A 19856-nucleotide genomic window follows, 5' to 3' on the forward strand; every position below is an offset into this window, starting at 1 on the left:
GAAGAGGGCGGCGAGGGCCTGGCCGCCACCGATGCACATGGTGACGATGCCGAGTTCGAGGTCGCGGCGCACCATGTCCTTCGCGATCCGCAGACTCAGGATCGCCCCGGTCGCCCCGACCGGGTGACCCAACGCGATCGCCCCACCGTACGGGTTGGTCTTCTCCGGGCTCAGCTTCGCGTCCCGGATCACCGCGACCGCCTGCGACGCGAACGCCTCGTTCAACTCGATCACATCGATATCACCGGGGGTGGTSCCGGTCTGCTCGAACAAATTCTGCAACGCCAGCACGGGGGCGTAYCCCATCAGCGCGGGRTCCATCGCCGCCGTCGCGACCGCCTCCAGCGTCACCAGCCCGGTCAGGCCCYTCTCCCGGGCGGCGGACTCGGTGGCCAGCACCAGCGCCGCGGCGCCGTCGTTGATCCCCGACGCGTTGCCGGCGGTCACCGAMCCGCCCTCCTCGAACGCCGGCCGCAGCTTCGCCARGGTYTCGAGGGTGGTGTCGGGCTTGGGATGCTCGTCGACSTCGACCGTCTTGGGACGCCGGCCCCCGATCTGCACCGGGGTGATCTCCTCCGCGAACGCCGCCCGCGCGGCGTCGGTGGCGGCGCGGCGCTGGGATTCGACGGCGAACTCGTCCTGCTGCTCCCGGCTGACGTCGTACTTGCGGGCCACGGCCTCGGCGGTGCGGCCCATATGCACCCCACCGAACGGGTCGGTCAGAATCGCGACCGTGCCGTCCACCAGTGCGCGGTCACCGAGCTTGTACCCGGAGCGCGCCGAGAAGTCGTAGAACGGCATCCGCGACATGCTCTCGTCGCCGCCGGCGAGGGCGAAGTTCACCCCACCCCACCGCATCTGCTGCGCCGCCGACCACACCGCCTGCAGACCGGACCCGCACAGCCGGTTGACGGTGTACGCCGGCGTCTTCTCGGGAAGTCCGGCGGCCAGGGCGACGCGGCGGGCGTTGTAGGCGTCCGGCCCGACCTGACCGATGCAGCCCATCACCACCTCGTCGATGTCCGCACCCGGCACCCCGGCACGCTCCAGGGCTGCCTTGACGGCGGTGGCACCCAGTTCGTGGGCGGGCACGTCCTTGAACGCGCCCCCGAAGCTGCCGATCGGGGTCCTCGCGCCGTCGACTACGACGATCGGTTCGGGAGAATTCATGACGTGCCCTTCCGTCTCTCTGCCAGTACGGGGAGATAGTAGGACTTCAAAGTACCTGGCGGTTCACGCAGGGCCTCCCGCACGTCACCGGGTCAGCGTCCGCGAATCAGATCGGCGCACTTCTCGGCCATCGTCATGACCGTGATGTTGGGGTTGACGTACGGCAGTTTCGGCATGGCGGACGCATCCACCACCCGCAGATTGCGCACCCCCTTCACCCGCAACTCCGGGTCGAGGACGGCCGCCGGGTCGGTGGCCGCACCCATCCGGGCGGTCCCGGCGGGGTGATACACCGTGTTGTGGGTGCGGTGCGCGTAGTCGATCAGTTCGTCGTCGGTCTCCGCCTCCGGCCCGGGAGCCAGTTCCCTCCTGATCCAGCCCCGGAGCGGTTCCTGCTCGGCGATGCGGCGCGCCAGCCGGAACCCGGCGAGCATCACGGCCTCGTCGTGACCGTCGGGGTCGGTGAAATACCGGGGGTCCACTCGCGGACGATCCCGGAAGTCGCGGGAGCGGAGCCGCACCGTTCCGCGGGAGAGTCCCTGCGTGACGTTCGGGGTGAGGCAGAAACCGTTGTCCGTGGTGGGGTAGCCCCATCGAAGGGTGTTCATGTCGAACGGCACGCTGCCGTAGTGCATCATCAGGTCCGGATGATTGAGCCCCTCCTCGGTGGTGGCGAACAGTCCGATCTCCCACCACTGCGTCGACTCGGTGACCATCGGCCGGGACGCCTCCCAGAACACGAGGCCCTCGACGTGATCGTCGAGGTTCTGCCCCACGCCGGGGGCGTCGACCCGGACGTGCACGCCCATCTCACGCAGGTGCACCGTGGGGCCGATACCCGAGAGCATCAGCAGTTTCGGGGTGTCGATGGCCCCGGCGGTGACGATCACCTCGCGGCGCGCCGAGACGGTGTCGTATCCGGAGAGGTCGGGACGCTGGTAGCGCACCCCGGTCGCCGCCATCTCATCGTCGATGACGATCTCGGCGACCCAGCAGTCGGTGCGCACGTCGAGGTTGGGCCGGGATCCGAGAATCGGGTGCAGGTAGGCGTGCGACGTCGACATGCGGGTGCCGTCCTCGGACGCGTTGATCTGGAACCACCCCGCGCCGTCGAGGACGCTCGTGCCGCGGTTGAACTGCACGGTCGGCAGCCCGACCTTCGCCGCAGCCTCGAGCAGGGCGACGCCGCAGGGGTCCTTCGGGGGGACGTCACGCAACCGCACGGGACCGCTGCGGCCGTGCTGGTCGCCGGGGGCGTCGTTGTTCTCCACCCGCGCGACGAGCGGTAACACGTCCTTTGCGCCCCAGCCCGTCGCACCGGCTTCCGCCCAGTCGTCGAGCGTCTCGGCGGGTGGCCAGAACGCGATACACGAATTGTGCGACGAGCAGCCGCCGAGCACCTTGGCCCTGGCGTGCCGCATGAAGCTGTTGCCCCGCTCCTGCGGCTCGACCGGGTAGTCCCAGTCGTATCCGGAGTCCAGCAGGTGCATCCACTGCGACAACTCGAGGATGTTGCGGTCACCGACGTCGGACGGCCCCGCCTCCACGAGGCACACGGTCACCGACGGGTCCTCGCTGAGCCGGGCGGCGAGCACGCATCCCGCGGTTCCTCCGCCGGCGATCACGTAGTCGAACACGGTGTCCGTCATGGCAGTTCACTCTCCGCCTCGTCCTTCGTCGTCGCCGCGTGCGAGGCGAGGCAGCCGATGTGGTTGCGGCCCTTCACCGCGTACCAGAGGAGGCCGAGCCCGAGGATGATGCCGATGTAGACGAACGCACCCCACGTGTTGTACCAGGGGGTTCCGTAGACCTCGGGGCGTGGCCACGCCAGGTTGAGCGCCATTCCCACGCCCCACAGCACGGCGAAGATGTTCACCGGAAGCCCCCAGCGGCCCATCGTGAAGTAGCCGCTCTCGGCGAGTTCCTTCGGCGGCCACTGCCCCTGCAGTCGTTTCTTCAGCAGCGGACCGGTGACCATGAGGTACGCCAGGTAGATCATGATGATCGCGATCGACGTCAGCACCGTGAAGATCTGCGGCTGACCGATGTTGATGACGAGGATGAACGCCGCGAGCAGACCGATCACGATGGCCGGGACCACCGGCGTCTGATGCTTCGGGTTGACGTGGGCCAGGCGCTCCCCGAAGGGCAGGGCGTTGTCGCGGGCCATCGCGAACGTGAGCCGGATGGCCGCGGCGTGCACGGCGAGCGAACACACGGTTACCGCGACGACGATGCAGACCAGGAAGATCTTGCCGAGCGGTCCCCACATCACCTGCTCGACGATGTACTGCAGACCACCCTCGCTGCTGCCGATCAGCGGATCGTCGAGGTCGGGGGCCGCCATGACGGCGAACACCAGGATCGCCCCGCCGATCACGAAGGACGCGAGGATCGCCCGCAGGATCGCCTTGGGTGCCGTCCGCCGCGGGTCGACGGTTTCCTCGCCGAGCGAACTCGCGGTGTCGAAGCCGTACATCACGTACCCGGACGCGAGGGATGCCACGAGGAAGACGGTCAGATACCCGCCGGCCTCCCCGGCGCCGTACCCGTGGGTGGAGAAGAACACCTCCGGGCCGCGGATGATGTTGGCGGCGAGGATGACGGCAATGAGGACCGCGGCGATCAATTCGACGAACACGCCGGTGCTGTTGATGAGGGCCATCAGCTTGACGCCGAATGCGTTGACCGCCGTGGTGAACGCGATCATGATGGTGCCGAGAATGACGGCGTTGGTCGCGAAGTCGTACTCACCGCTGCCGTCGCCGACGATCTGGAAACCGCTCCACAACCGCGGCAGGTTGAGTTGCAGCGCAAGCACGACCGCGGAGAGGGTCACGATCGACGCGGTGAGCATCAGCCAGCCCGACGACCAGCCCACGATCCTGCTGCCGAGCAGCTTGGCCCAGTTGTAGACCGAGCCGGCGACGGGATACTTGGCCGCGAGTTCCATGAAGCACAGGGCGACGGCCATCTGCCCGACGAACACCATCGGCCACGACCACAGATACGCCGGCCCCGCCGTGCCGAACCCGAAATAGAACAACTGGAACGTGCCGGTGAGAATCGAGATGTAGCTGACTCCCGCCGCGAAACTGGCGAACTTGCCCAGACTGCGGTCCAATTCTTGTTTGTACCCGAGTTCGCCGAGTCCACTGTCCCCCGGCTCATCTCCGTCACCCACTGCTCCGTGCCGAGTAGCCATCGTTCTCTCGCCTCTCCGTGCGCCGGACTAGCCGTTGTCGAACCACCCCGCCGCCGTGGGCGAGGTGTTGTGCCAGATGTGTTTGGTCTCCTGGTATTCCGCCAGACCGGCGGGGCCGAGCTCGCGCCCGTTCCCCGACATCTTGAAGCCGCCCCACTCGGCGGCCGCGGTGTAGTAGCCGAAGTCGTTGAGCCACACCGTTCCGTGGCGCAGGCCCCGCACCATGCGCTCGCCCCGGGCGCTGTCGGCGGTCCGGACGCCCGCGGCGAGGCCGTACTCGGTGTCGTTGCCCAGTCGCAGCGCCTCCTCTTCGGTGGTGAAACGCTCGACGGTGAGGATCGGCCCGAACGTCTCCTCCTGCACGAGGCTCATGGTGCGGTCGCAGTGGTCGAAGATGGTGGGCAGGTAGAAACTCCCGTTCGCCAACGCGGGATCCGACGGCCGGGCTCCCCCGGTCACCAGCCGGGCGCCCTCGGAGCGTCCGAGTTCCACGTACTTTTCGACCTTCTCCCGGTGGGCCTCGGATACCAGCGGACCCGTTCGGCTCGCCGGGTCGAGACCGTTGCCCATCCGGATCTTCTCCGCCCGGGCGGCGAGCGCGGCCACGAACCGGTCGGCGATGGATTCCTCGATGATCAGGCGGGTTCCCGCCGAGCACACCTGACCGGAGTGCAGGAACACTCCTGTGAGCACCTGGTCGACGGAGTCGTCTCCGTCGGCGTCGGCGAAGACGATGTGCGGATTCTTGCCACCGAGTTCCACGGCCACCTTGGTGACGTTCTTCGCCGCGGTCTCGAGGATGACGCGTCCGGTGGCCAGCCCGCCGGTGAAAGAGATGAAGTCGACGTCGGGGGTTCCCGTGAGGGCGGCGCCCAGGACGGCGCCGCTGCCCTGCACGAGGTTCACCACCCCGGCCGGAACACCGGCTTCGGCGATCAGCGCGGTGAACGCGATGGTGCTGAGCGGGGTCACCTCGCTCGGTTTGAGGACCATCGTGCACCCGGCCGCCAGTGCGGGCGCCACCTTCCACGAGATCTGCAGGAGAGGGTAGTTCCACGGTGCGATGAGCACGCACACACCGATCGGCTCGCGCACCACCCGGCTGATCACGTCGGGACGGCCGACGTCCACCAGACGGTCCGCCTCGACCGCGGCGAGTTGCGCGTAGTACCGGAACACCGACACCACGTCGTCGATGTCGATCCTGCTCTCCTCCAATGTCTTTCCGGTATCGAGCGTCTCGATGCGCGCCAAGGTCTCCTTGTCGCGTTCGAGCAGATCGGCGATCCGCGCGACGATGGCGGTGCGCTCGGCGACCGGCGTGTGCGGCCAGGTGCCCTCGTCGAACGCGGCGCGGGCCGCGGCGACAGCGCGGGCGGCGTCGTCCGGGGAGGCTTCGTCGACGGTGGCGACCACCGACCCGTCGGCCGGATTGATGCAGTCCCGGGTCTCGCCGGAGCTGGAGCGGATCCACCGCCCGTCGACGAACAGGCCCGTGTTCAGAAGGTCATCGATCGACTGGTCCCGCATCACTCAACTCCGTGTCTCGCCGGAACGAACGCACCCCCTCCACGGTATGCCGTCGGAGTCGCGGTGGGCGGGGTTCGCCCGACACATGTCCGATTCGCCTGGGAATCCGCGACCGGGAAGGGTGTGTCCGGTAGCCGGACGCGCGTGCGCCTAGCGGCTGCGATAGCGTCGTCAGGCGAACTCTTCGCACATTCCCGGACAGGACACACCTAGAAACGGAGCACCCGTGGTCGCGATCGGCAACTCGGATCTGGACATCTTTCCCCTGGCCCTCGGTGGCAACACCTTCGGCTGGACCAGTGACGAACCGACATCGTTCGACATCCTCGACGCGTTCGCCGCGGGCGGCGGCAACTTCGTCGACACGGCGGACTCGTACTCGGCGTTCGCCGACGGCAACTCCGGCGGCGAGTCCGAGACCGTCCTCGGCAATTGGATGGCGTCCCGCCGCAACCGGGACCACATCGTGATCGCCACCAAGGTCAGCCAGCACCCGGAGTTCAAGGGACTGGCCCCCGCCAACGTGCGGGCAGCGGCGGAGGCGTCCCTGAAGCGGCTGCACACCGACTACATCGACGTGTACTACGCACACTTCGACGACGCCGACACGCCCCTCGTGGACACCCTCGGCGCATTCGACAAACTGGTCCGCGACGGACTCGTCCGGCATGTCGCCATCTCCAACTACTCACCCGAGCGCATCCGCGAGTGGCTGTCGCTGACTGCCGAGCACGGTTTCGCCGCGCCGATCGCGCTGCAGCCGCATTACAACCTGGTGCACCGCCACGACTACGAGCCCGAGGTGGCCGCGATCGCCACCGAGAACGGCCTCGGCGTCTTCCCGTACTACTCGCTCGCGGCGGGTTTCCTCGCGGGCAAGTACCGCACCCAGGCCGACCTGGACGGTCAGCCTCGCCAGCGGATGGCCACCCGCTACTTCTCCGAGTCCGGCCTCGCCGTCGTCGACGCCCTGGCCGAGATCGCCGAAACGCACTCCGCCGAGATCTCCACCATCGCGCTCGCGTGGCTCCTCACCCGGCCCGGCATCACCGCACCGATCGCGAGCGCGAGCCGCCTCGAACAGCTTCCCGCCCTGCTCGACGCCCCGACCGTGACGCTGACCGCGTCCGAGATCAGCCGGCTCACGACCCTCTCGGACGCGATCGGGGCCTGACCTCAGCCCAGCAGCTTGCTCCGGAGCCGGTCGACCGTCGCCGAACTCAGACCCAGCCCGTCGGTGAGGTACCGGTCGACCGTGCCGTACTGCTCCGCGAGCCGGCCGAGCCCGGCCTCGAGGTAGCTGCGGTCCACACCCAGCAGCGGCCGGTAGATCTTCGCCACCGCCTCGCCGCGGCTGGCGGCGATCTGGTCGTACGTGACCTTCATCGACGCCGCGGTGTATTCGTTGGTGAGCAGATAGTCGTCGAAGATCGTGTCCTGCGAAACGCCGGCGATGGAGAGCAGCAGCGCGGACGCCCAGCCGGTGCGATCCTTGCCCGCGGTGCAGTGGAAGATCTGCGGTCCGTCGGTGTCGGCCAGTGACGTCAGGAGTTGCGCGAACCCGGCCCGGGTCGCCGCGTCGTCGACGAAGCTGCGGTTCATCTGCTGCATGAACGCGACGGCGTCGGCGGGCGACTTCAACTGCGCGACAGCGGCACCCAGGTCACCCGACAGGATCGGGATACCCTGATACCGCGGCCCGGCCGGGAGCCGGTCGGGTTTCGCCGCCACCTCTTCGACGGTCCGCACGTCGTACACCGCGGTCAGCCCGAGCCCGGTGAGGACGGCGAGATCCTGATCGCTCGGAACCAGCGCGTTCGAACGGTAGAACAGCCCCCGCGTGACGTGTCCCCCGCGGGGGGTCGCATACCCCCGGCCCGATCCCCCGACGTCGCGGAAGTTGTCGACCGACGCCAGTCGCGGCGTCTCGACGACCGGGCCCGCGCTCCCGAAATCGGACGAACCGAAATCCGGGAGGCTGATTCCGGGCAGCGAGAACGGGTCCGCCGACGCGAGCGCCGGCGCGCCGAGGCCCGCGAACAGGACGCTGCCGGTGATCAGCACCGCGGCGGTGGAAGTGACACGTCGAGACATGGGAAGCCTTTCGATGGTCTGTCGGGGAGATCCGCTCATCCGGCATGTCCGGAACGTCAGCGGGTAATCCACATCACAGTGGTCCGGCGTTTCCCGTGGCTACGAGTTGTTCCGATCACCGGGAGAACCCGTTTCCCGCGGAGGCCGACCACAGCAGACTCGGGCCGTCGGCAGCCGAGGTGCCCGACGAACGTGACTTTTCGACGACGAGGATGTGAGCTGAGATGACCGAGACCGCACAGCAACTGGCGGGGAAGGTTGTGATCGTGACCGGGGCGGCGCGGGGGCTCGGCGCAGCCTTCGCCCAGCGCATCGTCGACGAGGGCGGCAGCGTCGTCGTCGGTGACGTCCTCGACGACGACGGCCGCGCGACGGTCGACAAGCTGGGTGACCGGGCGCGGTACTGCCACCTCGACGTCACCGACCCGCAGCAGTGGCAGGCCGCGGTCGACGTGGCGACGAGCGACTTCGGACGCGTCGACGGCCTCGTCAACAATGCGGGCATCTCCACCGGCCAGTACATCGAGCACGAACCGCTCGAACACTTCCGGACGGTCCTCGACATCAACCTGACCGGCGTGTTCAACGGCCTGCAGGCCGTCATCGGCCCGATGCGCGCCGCCGGCGGCGGATCGATCGTCAACATCTCCTCGGCCGCCGGGCTGATGGGACTCGCCCTGACCGCCGGCTACGGCGCATCCAAGTGGGGCGTGCGCGGGCTCACGAAGATCGCCGCCGTGGAACTGGGCACCGACCGGATCCGCGTCAACTCCGTCCACCCCGGCATGACGTACACCCCGATGACCGCGGGACTCGGAATCCAGCAGGGCGAGGGCAACTACCCGAACACCCCCATGGCAAGGGTCGGGGTACCCGAGGAGATCGCCGGCGCCGTCGGATTCCTGCTGTCCGACGCGGCCACGTACGTCACCGGGGCCGAACTGGCCGTCGACGGCGGCTGGACCGCCGGACCGACCGTGAAATATGTCATGGGCCAATGACATCGAATTCGGAACCACACGAGGAGCACAGACGATGAATCGATTCGACAACCGGCGGATCCTGGTGACCGGCGCTGCGTCGGGTATCGGCCAGGCCACCGCCCTCCGCCTGCTCGAGGAAGGCGGCACCGTCGTGGCAGCCGACGTCTCCGAGGACGGCCTCGCGCGGACTACGGAACTCGCCGAAGCGGCAGRCACGGCGGGGCGCCTCAGCGTCGCCGCCATCGACATCGGCGACGAGACGTCCGTCGTCGACGGTGTGAGCCGCAGCGTCGAGAACCTGGGCGGATTGGACGTGCTCGTGAACGCCGCGGGCATCCTCCGCGCCTCACACACCCACGAGACGCCCTTGGACCTGTGGAATCAGGTGATCGGGATCAACCTCACCGGCACCTTCCTCATGGTTCGCGAATGCTTGCCCGCGCTGCTGCGCAACGAGCGCAGCGTGGTCGTGAACTTCAGTTCCACGTCCGCCGCGTTCGCGCATCCCTACATGGCCGCGTACGCCGCGAGCAAGGGCGGCATCCAGTCGTTCACCCACGCGCTGGCCCTCGAATACGGCAAGCAGGGCCTGCGCGCAGTCGGTGTCGCCCCCGGCAGCATCAAGACCGGAATCACCGATGCCACCTCCGGATACGTGCCGTCCGACGCCGATTGGGGCCTGTTCTCCAAGCTGTCACCGATCCTCCCCACCACCCTGGAATCGGGTGGCGCGGCCATGGGCGGACCCGAGCAGGTCGCCGGAGTCGTCGCCATGCTCGCCTCCGACGACGGCGCGTTCGTCACCGGAACCGAGATCCGCATCGACGGCGGCACCCACGCCTGAGCGGTGAACCCTTGCGCCGGCGACGGCGGCACGTAGGTTGGACGCATGAGCCTCCCCACTCCTGCCGCCGATCGCACCGCGCTCGTCACCGGAGCCTCGTCCGGGATCGGCACGGCCCTCAGCCGTGAACTCAGCCGACGCGGCCATCAGGTGGTGCTCGTCGCCCGCCGGGCCGAGAAGTTGGAGGAACTGGCCACCGAACTGCGGGCCGCGGGAGGCCGGGCGCACGTGCTGGGCGCCGACCTCTCCGACCGCTCGGCCCGGGCGACCCTGCTCGACCGGGTCGGCGAACTCGGACTGACCCTGGACATCCTCGTGAACAACGCCGGCCTGTCCACGCTCGGCCCGGTGGCCGCGTCCGATCCGGACGCCGAGATGAACATGATCGAGGTCGACGTGACGGCCGTCGCCGACCTGTGCAGCCGCGCCCTGCCGGGCATGGTGCACCGGCGCCGGGGAGCGATTCTCAACGTCGCGTCCACCGGGGCGTTCCAGCCGCTGCCCGGCCAGGCGGGGTACGGCGCCTGCAAGGCGTTCGTCCTCTCCTACACCGAAAGTCTGACCGGGGAATTGAAAGGCACCGGGGTCACCGCGACCGCACTCTGCCCCGGACCCGTGGACACCGGATTCGGCGAGACGGCAGGTTTCGCGAAGGAGGACGCGGAGGCCGCGCTGCCCAGCTTCATGTGGGAGAGCCCCGAATCCGTGGCCAAGACCGGTATCGACGGACTCGACAAGGGACAGATGGTCGCCATCCCCGGTTTCGCGAACCGGGCGGCGTCCGTCTTCGCGCGCCTCGCGCCGAACAAGTTCCTCGTTCCCGTCCTCGCCAGCCGTCATCCCGGTTTGCGGCCGTAGGCGCCGCCCGTCGGTTTACTGTGGGCTGGTGGAGATGACTACCGCTACGCGCCGATTCGCCCAGATCACCGCGACCGTGGCTGTCGCCACCGCCGCCGTTCTCGGGTGCGCCGGTGTGGCCGCCGCCGACGAATGGCCGCCGATACCCACCGAGCCCAGTCCACTCGCGCCGTTCGACAACCAGAACTTCCTCACCCCGACCGATCTCGACTACTGGAATCCGTTCGTCAGCGCGAACCGCCTCACGTCGCCGTTCGGGACCGCCAACCGCATCGTCTGCACCGGATTCCACGGCGTGCTGCTCGATTGCTGGCAAGCCGACCAGAACGGGCAACCCCACAAACTCGTCAAACTGTCCCTGGACTTCCCCGGGTCGCTCGGCGCCTCGCTCCCCGGCGGAGGTCCCGGGCACTTCGTCTACCCGGGTTTCATTCCGGGCAGCTGAGACCGACTACAACGGGTCGCCCTCGACCCGTCCGGCCGGAAGCGTCCGGCCACAGATCGTGAGAGCGAGATCCTCTCCCGCTCCGCGCAATTCGGCACCCGACCCGTACGACCAGCCGAGGTCCGTGGCCCGCAGTCGGCGACCCTCGATGTCGACACCGAAATTCGAGTGCCCACCGCCCGCCGTGAGGTCGTTGAGGACGATGCGGATCGTCGCCTCGGGTACGCGTCGCGGCACCCCCAGCGGCACCGTGACGTCGAGGCCGTGGATCACCACATGGTTGAGCGCGCCGTGATAGCCGCCGCCCGGCGGAGTCCACGCGCGCATGGTGTCCGAACGCAGGTCGGCGACAAGATCAGACGTTGCCAATTCGGCGTCACTACGGGCGATCTCGTTGGACAGCCGGGTGAAATCGAACTCGCACTCGCGCAGGCGCGTCATGAACTGCTCCTCGGAGTAGCGCGCCGCCATCGTGACATGTGCGACCACTTCGCGAATCCGCCAGCCCTCGCACAGCGAAGGCGTGTCCCATTCCGCATCCGAGATCCCGTCGAGGACGTCGGCCAGGGCCGAGAACTCGTTCGCGACCGCACGCTGTAGGACGGCATCATCGGTCATCGCAGTCAGCTCCCATCAGATGTGTTCTCCAGGATCACCGTAGACCGAAACCGCCGAGTATTGCGCCAGTCGAACATGATTGATAAAGTCGAACGTATATTCGAATGACCTCGGGGGAGGCTGGTCGTGGGGGATGTGGTGGCACCGGATCTGGAGGAGTTGCGGGCGTTCACGGCGCGGCTTCGTGTGGTTTCTGCGAGTGGTGATCCCGGGTTGGGGATCGAGTGGATCGACGCGGTGGAGTCGTTGAAGTCGGTGGGGTGCGCGGTGCAGGCGGTGGTCACCGACGATGTCGCCACCTGCATGCGGGAGGACCGCAAGGCCCGGCGGTTGCCGCGGGCGGAGTGGGACCGCGGTATCGCCTCGCAGATTGCGTTGGCGCGCAGGGAGTCCCCGAACCGCCGCGGCCGGCATCTGGGGTTCGCTCGGGCGGTGGTGGATCGCCGGTTGTGTTCGGACCCGGACAGTCTCGACGGGGTCGGGGACCGCGGCCTGGTCGCGAAGGCGAAGGCCCTGGCGGTGGAACTCGACGCCGCCTCGGTCGTGGCCCGGTACCGCAAGGCCGTCTCGGAGCGGCGGGTCACGACGCGGCCGGCGCCGGATTCGATGGCGTATCTGAGTGTGCTGATGCCGATGGAACAGGCGGTGTGCCTACACGCCACATTGGGGCGGGATGCGGACAGCCTCATCGCGACCGGGGACAGCGGTGGCCGCACCCGCAACCAGGTGATGGCGGATCTGTTGTTCGACCGCGGCACCGGGGCATCGGTCGCCAATGGTGTGCCGGTGGCGGTGAACCTGGTGATCTCCGACGAAACACTGCTGGCGGGCGAGAACGAGGCGGCGGACCTGGCGGAGTTCGGGCCGGTGCCGGCGGGGATCGCCCGGAAACTGGTCGCCGACGCCCTTGATAGCGATACCGCGGTGACCTTACGAAACGTGTACTCGTGCCCGGTGTCGGGGTCGTTGACGGCGATGGAGTCGCAGGCGCGGACGTTCCCGAAAAGTCTTGCGAAGTTGATCGATCTCCGTGACCGGACGTGCCGCACCCCGTGGTGTGATGCGCCGATCCGCCATCACGATCACATTCTCTCGCGCCGCAAGAAGGGGGCCACCACCGCACATAATTGGGCGGGTTTGTGCGCGGCGTGCAATTACGCGAAGGAGGGCGACGGCTGGACCGCGCGCCCCGTCAGGAGGCATGGCCGAACGCATCTCTTCGACCTCGGCACTCCGACGGGGCACCATTACCGGTCCGCGGCCCCGCGATTGCCGTCCGCGGCGCGGCGGTCGGAGATCGAAGCGATCCTCATCGCACACCTCCGTGCGTCATGCGGTGGTGGAGGTTAGCCCTTCGGTCATCCTCGTCCCCCCGACCACGATGTGAGTTCGGCGATGTCTCCGTGCAGGGCCGACTGGTACGTGAGCATCAGCTCCTCCACGCCGCCGAACTGGTCTCCGACGTTGTGGGTGTTCTCCGCCGACAATTCGCGGTCGCCGGAGCGTGCGATGAGTTCGTCGATGCGGCTGTCGAGGCTCATCGCCCGGTTGACGGCCAGCACGGACCGCAGCTGCACCTCGGCCCGGGACAGCAGGTCGCCGATCCTGGCGAGTGCGGCGACGCGGTCGACCAGTTGATCCCATACCGGCTTCAGCGCGTTGCTCCTGGCCTCGATCTGTTGACGCGCGCCGTCGGAATGGGTGGCGCGCAGCGCGTCGTCGAGTTCGATCCGGATTCCGCGCAGCGCGACGGTGTCGACGGCGATCTGGGTCAGTTCCTCGGCGAGGTCGAGTTGGTACCGCTGGATCGCGAAGTGCTCCGAATGCCAGACCGGGGAGCCGTCAATCCTGTCGAAMAGCATCCCCGCCAGGTAGAGCAGGGTGTCGTACGAGTCGGCGAATCTGTCGTTCTCGAGATCGGCGCCCTTGCCGATGGCGTCGGCGACACGTCGCCCGACCGCGGCCATCGGGGTGTTCTCCGCTGCGTGGACGAGGCGTTCCGCCGCGGTGCCTCGGGCGTAGTTGCCCGCGCGTTCGAGCGCGGTTCCGGCAATCGGCGCCGGTGTGCGTTGCAGCGCCCGGAACAGCGCCTCACGCTGATCGAGATCGAGATGGACCCCCTCGCGCCGATCCCGGCGCATCGCTCGGACACCGTTCCCGTAATGGGCGGGCGACATCACCACCGCAGACCGATAGGACTGCAGTTTGCGGCCGAGTTCGGTCGCACGGTATTTGAACAGCAGCTGCGCAGGTCCGGGACGCAGGCTGTCGGTGCGGCGCCCCATCTGGTGGTATTCGTCCGTGAGCAGACGCAGCGCTCCGAAGCCGCCGATCGACGGAATGGTGCGACCCGCGCGACGCCGGTTGGTGAGCACCTGCCGGGTGGGCGGATCGAGATGTCCGACAGCGATCAGTACGGCGGCGGCGTCCGACAGCGGGGCATGCGTGCCCGCGATCGTGGACCGTTCACACCAGTCGCGGACCTGGAAGGAGATGCGGGCACGACGCTCCTCGTACTGGGCGCTTTCCGACATCGGACCTCCTGGCAGTTCGCTGATCACCACTGTCCCAGAATTTCGTCGGACGCGCCGCGACCGATCGAGACGGGCGCGGTTCTAGGCTCTCCACCATGACCTTCACGGTGCGTGCGGTACTTCTGTTCGCGGCGGTGGCAATGGTGGCAGGGGTAGCCGGTTGCGCCCGCTCCGTCGACGGCTCCCCCGAGACCGGCGCCGTCGCGGGGCCCGCGACCACATCCGCAACCACATCGGCTGTGACGACCGCCCCGAAGACCACCACCACCACCACCACGAGGTCCACAACGGGCACCACCACCGCAAGCGCACCCCCGTCGACGACCAAGACCACGACGAGCACCCCGGCCCCGGCCGACCCGCAGGCTTTCGCCGGCACCGCGGCGGGGAGTTACTACTTCACTACGCCGAGCACCAAGTTCCACTGCGCGATCCTGACGGGCGGCGACCTCCCGACCGCCGGCTGCCACGGCCCGATGCCGGCGTCGGCGCCGAAGGTCCCGGGCGCGGGTGCGTCCGGGACCGCGGTCACGCCCAACGCGATCGAGGTCACCGGCGGTCGCCCCGGTCAGTTCGCCAGTGCCGGCGACCCGCGGTTCTATCCCCTCGACGGATCGGCCGCCCCCGCACTGTCGTATGGACGTGCGTTGCAGGTGAACGACCTGACGTGTCTCGTCGACGAGGCCGCCGGGGTGACGTGCCGCAGCGACGCCGGTCACGGATTCACGCTCTCGGACAGCGCGTTCCGGGTGTGGTGAGCCGGTTCAGCCCAGTTCGTCCGAACGCCGTTCCATCAGTGTGCGCAGCAGCGTGTTCTCCTTCGAGGTGAAGCCGATCGACTCGATGTCTCCGATTCCACGCCCGATGCCCTTGCGGACGCCGTCGAGCATTCTGGTGACGGCGCGTTCGGGAACACCGAGCCTGCCCCCGCATTCGACGAAGTGCCTGCGGTTGAGTTTGTTCGCCTTGCCGTAGAAGTCGAGGGCCATCGGGTCGCGCCACCCGAGGTACGGCTGGGTGCAGAGCAGGTCGTAGGCGGGTGTGACGCTCCACAACCCCGATTCGGCGAGTTGCACCGAGAAGTTCTTGCCGTGCAGGTCGCCGTTGCCGATCGCGTACGAATAGGCCACCAGCCGAAGTAGTTCCAGGGTGGCGACCCGCGCCGAACCGCCGCCGCGCTCACACACGCCTGCGAGTGCGGTGATCACGTTCTCGGTCTTCAGCCGGTACTTGGCTGYGGGGAACATCCCCATCACCTGGCACGCATCCTCCTGCGGGGTGCGGATGACACGGCCGGACGCATCGACTCGCCGGTCGAAACGCGCGACGAGCAGGCCGGCATTGCCCTTGCCGTCGTGCACCAGTTGGTGGTCGGCGACGGGCAACCCGCACTGCGCGGCGAGTCCCATGAAGAAGTGCTCGTTCTCGACCAACTGCGGGTACCCCTGCGGGGGTGAGAGTTTGAGAATGGCCGGACCCTTCTCGGTCGCGATCGGTGTCGAGTACATCTGGGCCGACACCTTCGCCTGCACCCCGGGCAGCGAGGTGGGGTCCAGCTTCACGGCCTCGTGCCCCGACATGTGCTCGAACAGCGCCCGCAGGTCCTGTCGTTCGACCGCGTCGGGGTCGAACACGGGTGCTGTCTCGGGCGGCGGCACCCCGGCGGGCAGGACGCGCACGTCGCCGATCGTGTCGGCTCCGACCGCCATCAGGATCGTGAGGTGATCGTCCTCGGACGTCTTGGTGGCCGCGACCGCGCCCCGCAGCCGGATCCCCTCCGGGAGCAGACCCGCGAAGAACGGCGGGACGCTGCCCCCGCTGGCACGCACCTCGGCCGACGTGGTGGGGATCGTCCACGCGACCTGCGGGGCGCCGGGGTCCTGCAGGTAGGAGGGGTCGTAACGGAAGACGACGTCCCCGCCCTCCCGCACGAGAGTGCCCGCGAGGCGGTCACCCTTGTAGACGTCGGCCCGGTCGACGCCGCTGAGGTTCTCGACCATCAGACTGTCACCTCCACGCCCGCGCGAGTGACGAGCGCCAGGCGGCATCCCATGGCGTCTGCGACGGCGTCGACGAGATCCAGCTGGACTGTCCCGCGGCCCGATTCGATCGACTGCACACTCGACCTCGACACTCCGGCCAGGTCGGCGAGCTCGGCCTGCGTCAACCCGAGCTGGTGTCGCCGTGCCACGAATCCGTCGGAGATCCCGCCGGTCTCGGTTCGCTCGCGGCGGCGTGGGGTAGCCATGGCAGCCTCCTGATCATGTCAATGCTTGTCGTCGGATGCTTAACGCCAGTGTGCGCCGATTCTGCCCCGAAGTCCATGCCTATGACTGCGAACGCAGGCTTAACGCTGGAAGTCGATGAAAACAAGCACACACCTCCCCTTTACGCTTGCGATCGCAAGCACAGGCATTGTCGCGGCACCCACCCCCTACCCTGGTTACATGCGCATAGGAGCACACGTCCGCCAGGACGAAGATCCGATCGGATACGGCGAACGGCTCGGCGCCGACGTCATTCAGATGTTCCTCACGGACCCGCAGAAATGGGAGAAGCCCCCGACGCATCCGCGGACCGACGAGATCCGCGACAGCCCCATCGACGTGGTCGTGCACTCGTCGTACGTGATCAACGTGGCCAGCCTCAACAACCGGCTCCGGATGCCCTCCCGCAACGCCGTCGCGCAGCAAGCCCAGGCCGCCGCCGACATCGGTGCGTTCGGACTTGTGGTCCACGGCGGGCACGTCCGCGACGGCGAGGACGTGAACGCGGGAATCATAAACTGGCGCAAACTGTTCGAACGCCAGGCCGACAAGGGCGGATTCCCCGTCCCCATCCTCATCGAGAACACCGCCGGCGGCGACTTCGCGATGGCGCGGCACTTCGACGCCATCGACCGGCTGTGGCAGGAGGTCGGCGATTTCGGCGCCGGCTTCTGCCTCGACACCTGCCACGCGTGGGCGGGCGGCGAGGATCTGGTGGGAGTCGTCGAACGCATCAAGGCCATCACCGGCCGCATCGACCTGGTGCACCTCAACAACTCCCGTGACGAGTTCGACTCGGCACGCGACCGGCACGCCAACCTCGCCGACGGAACCATCGACCCCGAACTGCTCGCCGAGGTCGTGCGGACCGCCGGCGCACCCGTCGTCCTCGAGACGCCGGAGGAGGGGCTGTCCGAGGACCTCGCGTATCTGCGGGAGACCGTCGGTTAGTCGCCCAGCCGGCCGGTCAGCCTGCGGTACCGCTCCTCGCTGACCGGATTCAGGCCCTCCACGGTGACGTCGGTGCCGCGGCTCGCGTACTTCGTGGTGATGCCATCGAGCGCGGCCACGGTGGAGGCGTCCCAGATGGTGGCGCCCGACAGATCGATGACCACGCGGCCGGGGTCGTCCGCGTAGTCGAACGAGAACACGAGGTCGTTGGACGAGGCGAAGAACAGCTGACCGCTCACCCGGTACGTCTTCACGTCGCCGTCGAGTTCGCCGCGCACGTCCACCATGTGCGCCACCCGGCGCGCGAACAGCACCATCGCGACGAGCACACCGACACCCACGCCGATCGCGAGATTGTCCGTCGCGAGGGTGCCCGCGACGGTGCTGAGCATCACCAGCGTCTCGCTCAGCGGCATCCGCCGGAGTGTGCGGACGCTGTGCCAGTCGAAGGTCGTGGCGGCCACCAGCACCATCACGGCGACGAGCGCCGCCATCGGAATGGTTCCCACCACGTCGCCGAGACCGACCACGAGAATCAGCAGAAACGCACCCGACAGGAACGTCGACAGCCGGGTTCGCGCCCCACCGGTCTTGACGTTGATGATGGTCTGCCCGATCAGCGCGCACCCGCCCATGCCGCCGAAGAGCCCGGTCACGATGTTCGCGACGCCCTGCCCCCACGACTCACGCGTCTTGTCCGAATGCGTGTCGGTGACCGAGTCCACGAGTTTGGCGCTCATCAACGATTCGAGGAGTCCGACGACGGCCATCGCCAGCGCGAACGGCGCGATGATGCGCAGGGTGTCGACCGTGAGCGGAACGTCCGGCAGCCCGATGAGAGTCGGCAGGCCGTCGGGCAGTTCGCCCTGATCCCCGACGGTGGGCACCGCGACACCGGCGAGGACGGTGAACGCGGTGAGTCCGACGATCACGAGCAGCGGCGCGGGCACGGCCGTGGTCAGCCGGGGGATCCACACGAGCAGCGCGAGACCGGCGGCGAGGAGCGCGTACACCGCCCACGGCACGTTCGTCAGATACGGGAACTGGTGCACGAAGATGAGGATTCCCAGCGCATTGCAGAAGCCGACCATCACGCTGCGGGGCAGGAACCGCATGAGCCGCGCCACGCCGAGGACGGCGAGGACGATCTGCATCGCACCGCCGAGGAAGACCGCCGCAATGAGGTACTGCAACCCGTGCGACGCCATCAGCGGGGCGAGCACCAGCGACACCGAACCGGTAGCCGCGGAGATCATCGCGGGACGGCCGCCGGTGAACGCGATGGTCATCGCCATGATCGCGGCGGTGAACAACCCCACCCGCGGATCGACCCCCACGATGATGGAGAACGACAGGGCCTCCGGGATAAGCGCCATCGCCACGACGAGCGCGGACAACGACTCGATACGAAACACTGTCGGATGCAGCCACACCGGCCGTCGGAGAGCGAGAGAGGGCACGGTGAGACAATCCTTCTTCCTGAACGGGACTCGGAAGATCCTATCCGGGCGGCGTTCGACCAGTACGGTTAGCTGATCCGCCGACAGAGGAGGAACACCGTGCGACGCACACTTCCGGCCGCCCTGATCGCCGTCCTGACCGCGCTGTCGCTGGCGGGGTGTGGGAACTCCGATTCGGGGCCGGTCATCGACCAGGTACGCGAATCGGGCGTCCTGAAGGTCGGCACCGAGGGCACGTACACACCGTTCAGCTACCAGGGTCCCGACGGTCAGCTCACCGGGTACGACGTGGATGTCATCCGCGCGGTCGGCGACAAACTCGGCGTGTCCGTCGAGTTCACCCAGACCCCGTGGGACTCGATCTTCGCGGGCCTCGAGGCGAAACGCTACGACCTCGTCGCCAACCAGGTGACCGTCAACGACGAGCGCACCCAGAAGTACGACCTGTCGACGCCGTACACCTACTCCGAGGGTGTGATCGTCACCCGCGCCGACGACAACGCCATCACCTCGCTCGCCGACCTGAACGGCAAGACGACGGCGCAGTCCGCGACGAGCAACTGGGCGCAGGTGGCCAGGGACGCGGGCGCGAACGTCGAATCCGTCGAGGGCTTCGTGCAGGCCATCACGCTGCTCAAGGACGGCCGGGTGGACGCCACCGTCAACGACAATCTGGCCGTCGCCGAATACCAGAAGCAGACCGGCGACACCGGGGTGAAGATCGCCGCCGAGACCGGGGACACGAGCGAGCAGGCGTTCGCGGCCCGCAAGGACAGCGGCCTGATACCCGACATCGACAAGGCCCTGGACGAACTGCGCGCCGACGGAACGCTCGCACAGATCTCGCAGAAGTACTTCGGCACCGACGTGTCGGCACCGACCAACTGAGAGCCTGCC

At 68.1% G+C, this 19856-nt stretch carries 19 protein-coding genes; 9 read left to right on the top strand and 10 right to left on the bottom strand.

The genetic code is table 11. The features are described from left to right. The 4 genes from AC1DWT_RS11850 to AC1DWT_RS11865 all read right to left on the bottom strand — a co-directional run. On the bottom strand, positions 1-1170 hold a 1170-nt coding region (locus tag AC1DWT_RS11850; protein ID WP_477920661.1), incomplete at its 3' end, for a thiolase family protein. Between the two features lie 92 nt (positions 1171-1262). Next, the gene (locus AC1DWT_RS11855; protein WP_206013020.1) at positions 1263-2819 is read right to left on the bottom strand and encodes a GMC family oxidoreductase; all 1557 of its coding nucleotides are present in this window, start codon (positions 2817-2819) and stop codon (positions 1263-1265) included. Beyond that, a complete protein-coding gene (locus AC1DWT_RS11860; RefSeq protein WP_477920663.1) occupies positions 2816-4375 on the bottom strand; it encodes an APC family permease in 1560 nt (519 codons plus the stop codon). Before AC1DWT_RS11860 ends, AC1DWT_RS11855 begins: the two co-directional genes overlap by 4 nt. Positions 4376-4402: 27 nt before the next feature. Further along, the gene (locus tag AC1DWT_RS11865) at positions 4403-5905 is read right to left on the bottom strand and encodes an aldehyde dehydrogenase family protein (protein WP_477920665.1); all 1503 of its coding nucleotides are present in this window, start codon (positions 5903-5905) and stop codon (positions 4403-4405) included. Positions 5906-6131: 226 nt separating this feature from the next. Here AC1DWT_RS11865 and AC1DWT_RS11870 point away from each other — a divergent pair, with 226 nt between their 5' ends. Beyond that, complete coding sequence (locus AC1DWT_RS11870; RefSeq protein WP_072940250.1) at positions 6132-7079, top strand: aldo/keto reductase; 948 nt, start codon at positions 6132-6134, stop codon at positions 7077-7079. A 2-nt stretch (positions 7080-7081) separates the two neighbouring features. On the opposite strand, the gene AC1DWT_RS11875 is transcribed toward AC1DWT_RS11870, so the two are convergent. After that, positions 7082-7999 (bottom strand): tyrosine-protein phosphatase, encoded by a 918-nt coding sequence (locus tag AC1DWT_RS11875; RefSeq protein WP_477920667.1) that lies wholly within the window; start codon positions 7997-7999, stop codon positions 7082-7084. A gap of 224 nt (positions 8000-8223) precedes the next feature. On the opposite strand from AC1DWT_RS11875, the gene AC1DWT_RS11880 reads away from it, so the two are divergent. Genes AC1DWT_RS11880 through AC1DWT_RS11895 form a run of 4 tightly spaced genes read left to right on the top strand, consistent with a single transcriptional unit; the run spans position 8224 to position 11129 of the window. Further along, the gene (locus AC1DWT_RS11880) at positions 8224-9000 is read left to right on the top strand and encodes an SDR family oxidoreductase (RefSeq protein ID WP_072940244.1); all 777 of its coding nucleotides are present in this window, start codon (positions 8224-8226) and stop codon (positions 8998-9000) included. Positions 9001-9034: 34 nt separating this feature from the next. Beyond that, entirely contained in the window at positions 9035-9826 is a 792-nt protein-coding gene (locus tag AC1DWT_RS11885; RefSeq protein WP_477920669.1) for an SDR family NAD(P)-dependent oxidoreductase, read from the top strand. A gap of 45 nt (positions 9827-9871) precedes the next feature. Then, a complete protein-coding gene (locus AC1DWT_RS11890) occupies positions 9872-10684 on the top strand; it encodes an SDR family NAD(P)-dependent oxidoreductase (protein ID WP_378690409.1) in 813 nt (270 codons plus the stop codon). Between the two features lie 34 nt (positions 10685-10718). After that, positions 10719-11129, top strand: a complete 411-nt coding sequence (locus AC1DWT_RS11895; protein ID WP_072940235.1) for a hypothetical protein — start codon at positions 10719-10721, stop codon at positions 11127-11129. A gap of 6 nt (positions 11130-11135) precedes the next feature. Here the strand turns inward: AC1DWT_RS11895 and AC1DWT_RS11900 are convergent, their stop codons facing one another. After that, entirely contained in the window at positions 11136-11747 is a 612-nt protein-coding gene (locus tag AC1DWT_RS11900; RefSeq protein ID WP_095862605.1) for a maleylpyruvate isomerase family mycothiol-dependent enzyme, read from the bottom strand. A 126-nt stretch (positions 11748-11873) separates the two neighbouring features. Here AC1DWT_RS11900 and AC1DWT_RS11905 point away from each other — a divergent pair, with 126 nt between their 5' ends. Then, entirely contained in the window at positions 11874-13097 is a 1224-nt protein-coding gene (locus AC1DWT_RS11905) for an HNH endonuclease signature motif containing protein (RefSeq protein ID WP_477920672.1), read from the top strand. A gap of 8 nt (positions 13098-13105) precedes the next feature. Here AC1DWT_RS11905 and AC1DWT_RS11910 read toward each other — a convergent pair whose 3' ends face one another. After that, the gene (locus AC1DWT_RS11910; protein WP_072940450.1) at positions 13106-14281 is read right to left on the bottom strand and encodes a hypothetical protein; all 1176 of its coding nucleotides are present in this window, start codon (positions 14279-14281) and stop codon (positions 13106-13108) included. Positions 14282-14376: 95 nt separating this feature from the next. On the opposite strand from AC1DWT_RS11910, the gene AC1DWT_RS11915 reads away from it, so the two are divergent. Beyond that, positions 14377-15039 (top strand): hypothetical protein, encoded by a 663-nt coding sequence (locus AC1DWT_RS11915; protein ID WP_477920674.1) that lies wholly within the window; start codon positions 14377-14379, stop codon positions 15037-15039. A gap of 6 nt (positions 15040-15045) precedes the next feature. Here the strand turns inward: AC1DWT_RS11915 and AC1DWT_RS11920 are convergent, their stop codons facing one another. Together AC1DWT_RS11920 and AC1DWT_RS11925 are read right to left on the bottom strand one after the other, a co-directional pair. Next, on the bottom strand, positions 15046-16281 hold the full coding sequence (locus AC1DWT_RS11920) for a type II toxin-antitoxin system HipA family toxin (RefSeq protein WP_477920676.1): 1236 nt from the start codon (positions 16279-16281) through the stop codon (positions 15046-15048). Beyond that, on the bottom strand, positions 16281-16529 hold the full coding sequence (locus AC1DWT_RS11925) for a helix-turn-helix transcriptional regulator (RefSeq protein WP_072940226.1): 249 nt from the start codon (positions 16527-16529) through the stop codon (positions 16281-16283). Before AC1DWT_RS11925 ends, AC1DWT_RS11920 begins: the two co-directional genes overlap by 1 nt. A 199-nt stretch (positions 16530-16728) precedes the next feature. Here AC1DWT_RS11925 and AC1DWT_RS11930 point away from each other — a divergent pair, with 199 nt between their 5' ends. Then, on the top strand, positions 16729-17499 hold the full coding sequence (locus AC1DWT_RS11930) for a deoxyribonuclease IV (RefSeq protein WP_387490806.1): 771 nt from the start codon (positions 16729-16731) through the stop codon (positions 17497-17499). Here AC1DWT_RS11930 and AC1DWT_RS11935 read toward each other — a convergent pair. Beyond that, entirely contained in the window at positions 17496-18959 is a 1464-nt protein-coding gene (locus AC1DWT_RS11935) for a SulP family inorganic anion transporter (protein ID WP_072940220.1), read from the bottom strand. The genes AC1DWT_RS11930 and AC1DWT_RS11935 overlap by 4 nt on opposite strands. A 99-nt stretch (positions 18960-19058) precedes the next feature. On the opposite strand from AC1DWT_RS11935, the gene AC1DWT_RS11940 reads away from it, so the two are divergent. Continuing rightward, positions 19059-19847 carry an amino acid ABC transporter substrate-binding protein gene (locus tag AC1DWT_RS11940; RefSeq protein ID WP_072940217.1) on the top strand — a complete coding sequence of 263 codons (789 nt, stop codon included), beginning with the start codon at positions 19059-19061 and terminating at the stop codon, positions 19845-19847. Positions 19848-19856: the final 9 nt, after the last annotated feature.

The sequence above is a fragment of the Rhodococcus sp. P4_B6 genome (genome assembly GCF_056402215.1).

Coding starts and splice junctions, on each gene's coding strand:
- AC1DWT_RS11900 (WP_095862605.1), bottom strand. CDS start 11,747: ATGACCGATGATGCCGTCCTACAGCGTGCGGTCGCGAACGAGTTCTCG.
- AC1DWT_RS11875 (WP_477920667.1), bottom strand. CDS start 7,999: ATGTCTCGACGTGTCACTTCCACCGCCGCGGTGCTGATCACCGGCAGC.
- AC1DWT_RS11865 (WP_477920665.1), bottom strand. CDS start 5,905: ATGCGGGACCAGTCGATCGATGACCTTCTGAACACGGGCCTGTTCGTC.
- AC1DWT_RS11925 (WP_072940226.1), bottom strand. CDS start 16,529: ATGGCTACCCCACGCCGCCGCGAGCGAACCGAGACCGGCGGGATCTCC.
- AC1DWT_RS11860 (WP_477920663.1), bottom strand. CDS start 4,375: ATGGCTACTCGGCACGGAGCAGTGGGTGACGGAGATGAGCCGGGGGAC.
- AC1DWT_RS11890 (WP_378690409.1), top strand. CDS start 9,872: ATGAGCCTCCCCACTCCTGCCGCCGATCGCACCGCGCTCGTCACCGGA.
- AC1DWT_RS11930 (WP_387490806.1), top strand. CDS start 16,729: ATGCGCATAGGAGCACACGTCCGCCAGGACGAAGATCCGATCGGATAC.
- AC1DWT_RS11880 (WP_072940244.1), top strand. CDS start 8,224: ATGACCGAGACCGCACAGCAACTGGCGGGGAAGGTTGTGATCGTGACC.
- AC1DWT_RS11895 (WP_072940235.1), top strand. CDS start 10,719: ATGACTACCGCTACGCGCCGATTCGCCCAGATCACCGCGACCGTGGCT.
- AC1DWT_RS11855 (WP_206013020.1), bottom strand. CDS start 2,819: ATGACGGACACCGTGTTCGACTACGTGATCGCCGGCGGAGGAACCGCG.
- AC1DWT_RS11915 (WP_477920674.1), top strand. CDS start 14,377: ATGACCTTCACGGTGCGTGCGGTACTTCTGTTCGCGGCGGTGGCAATG.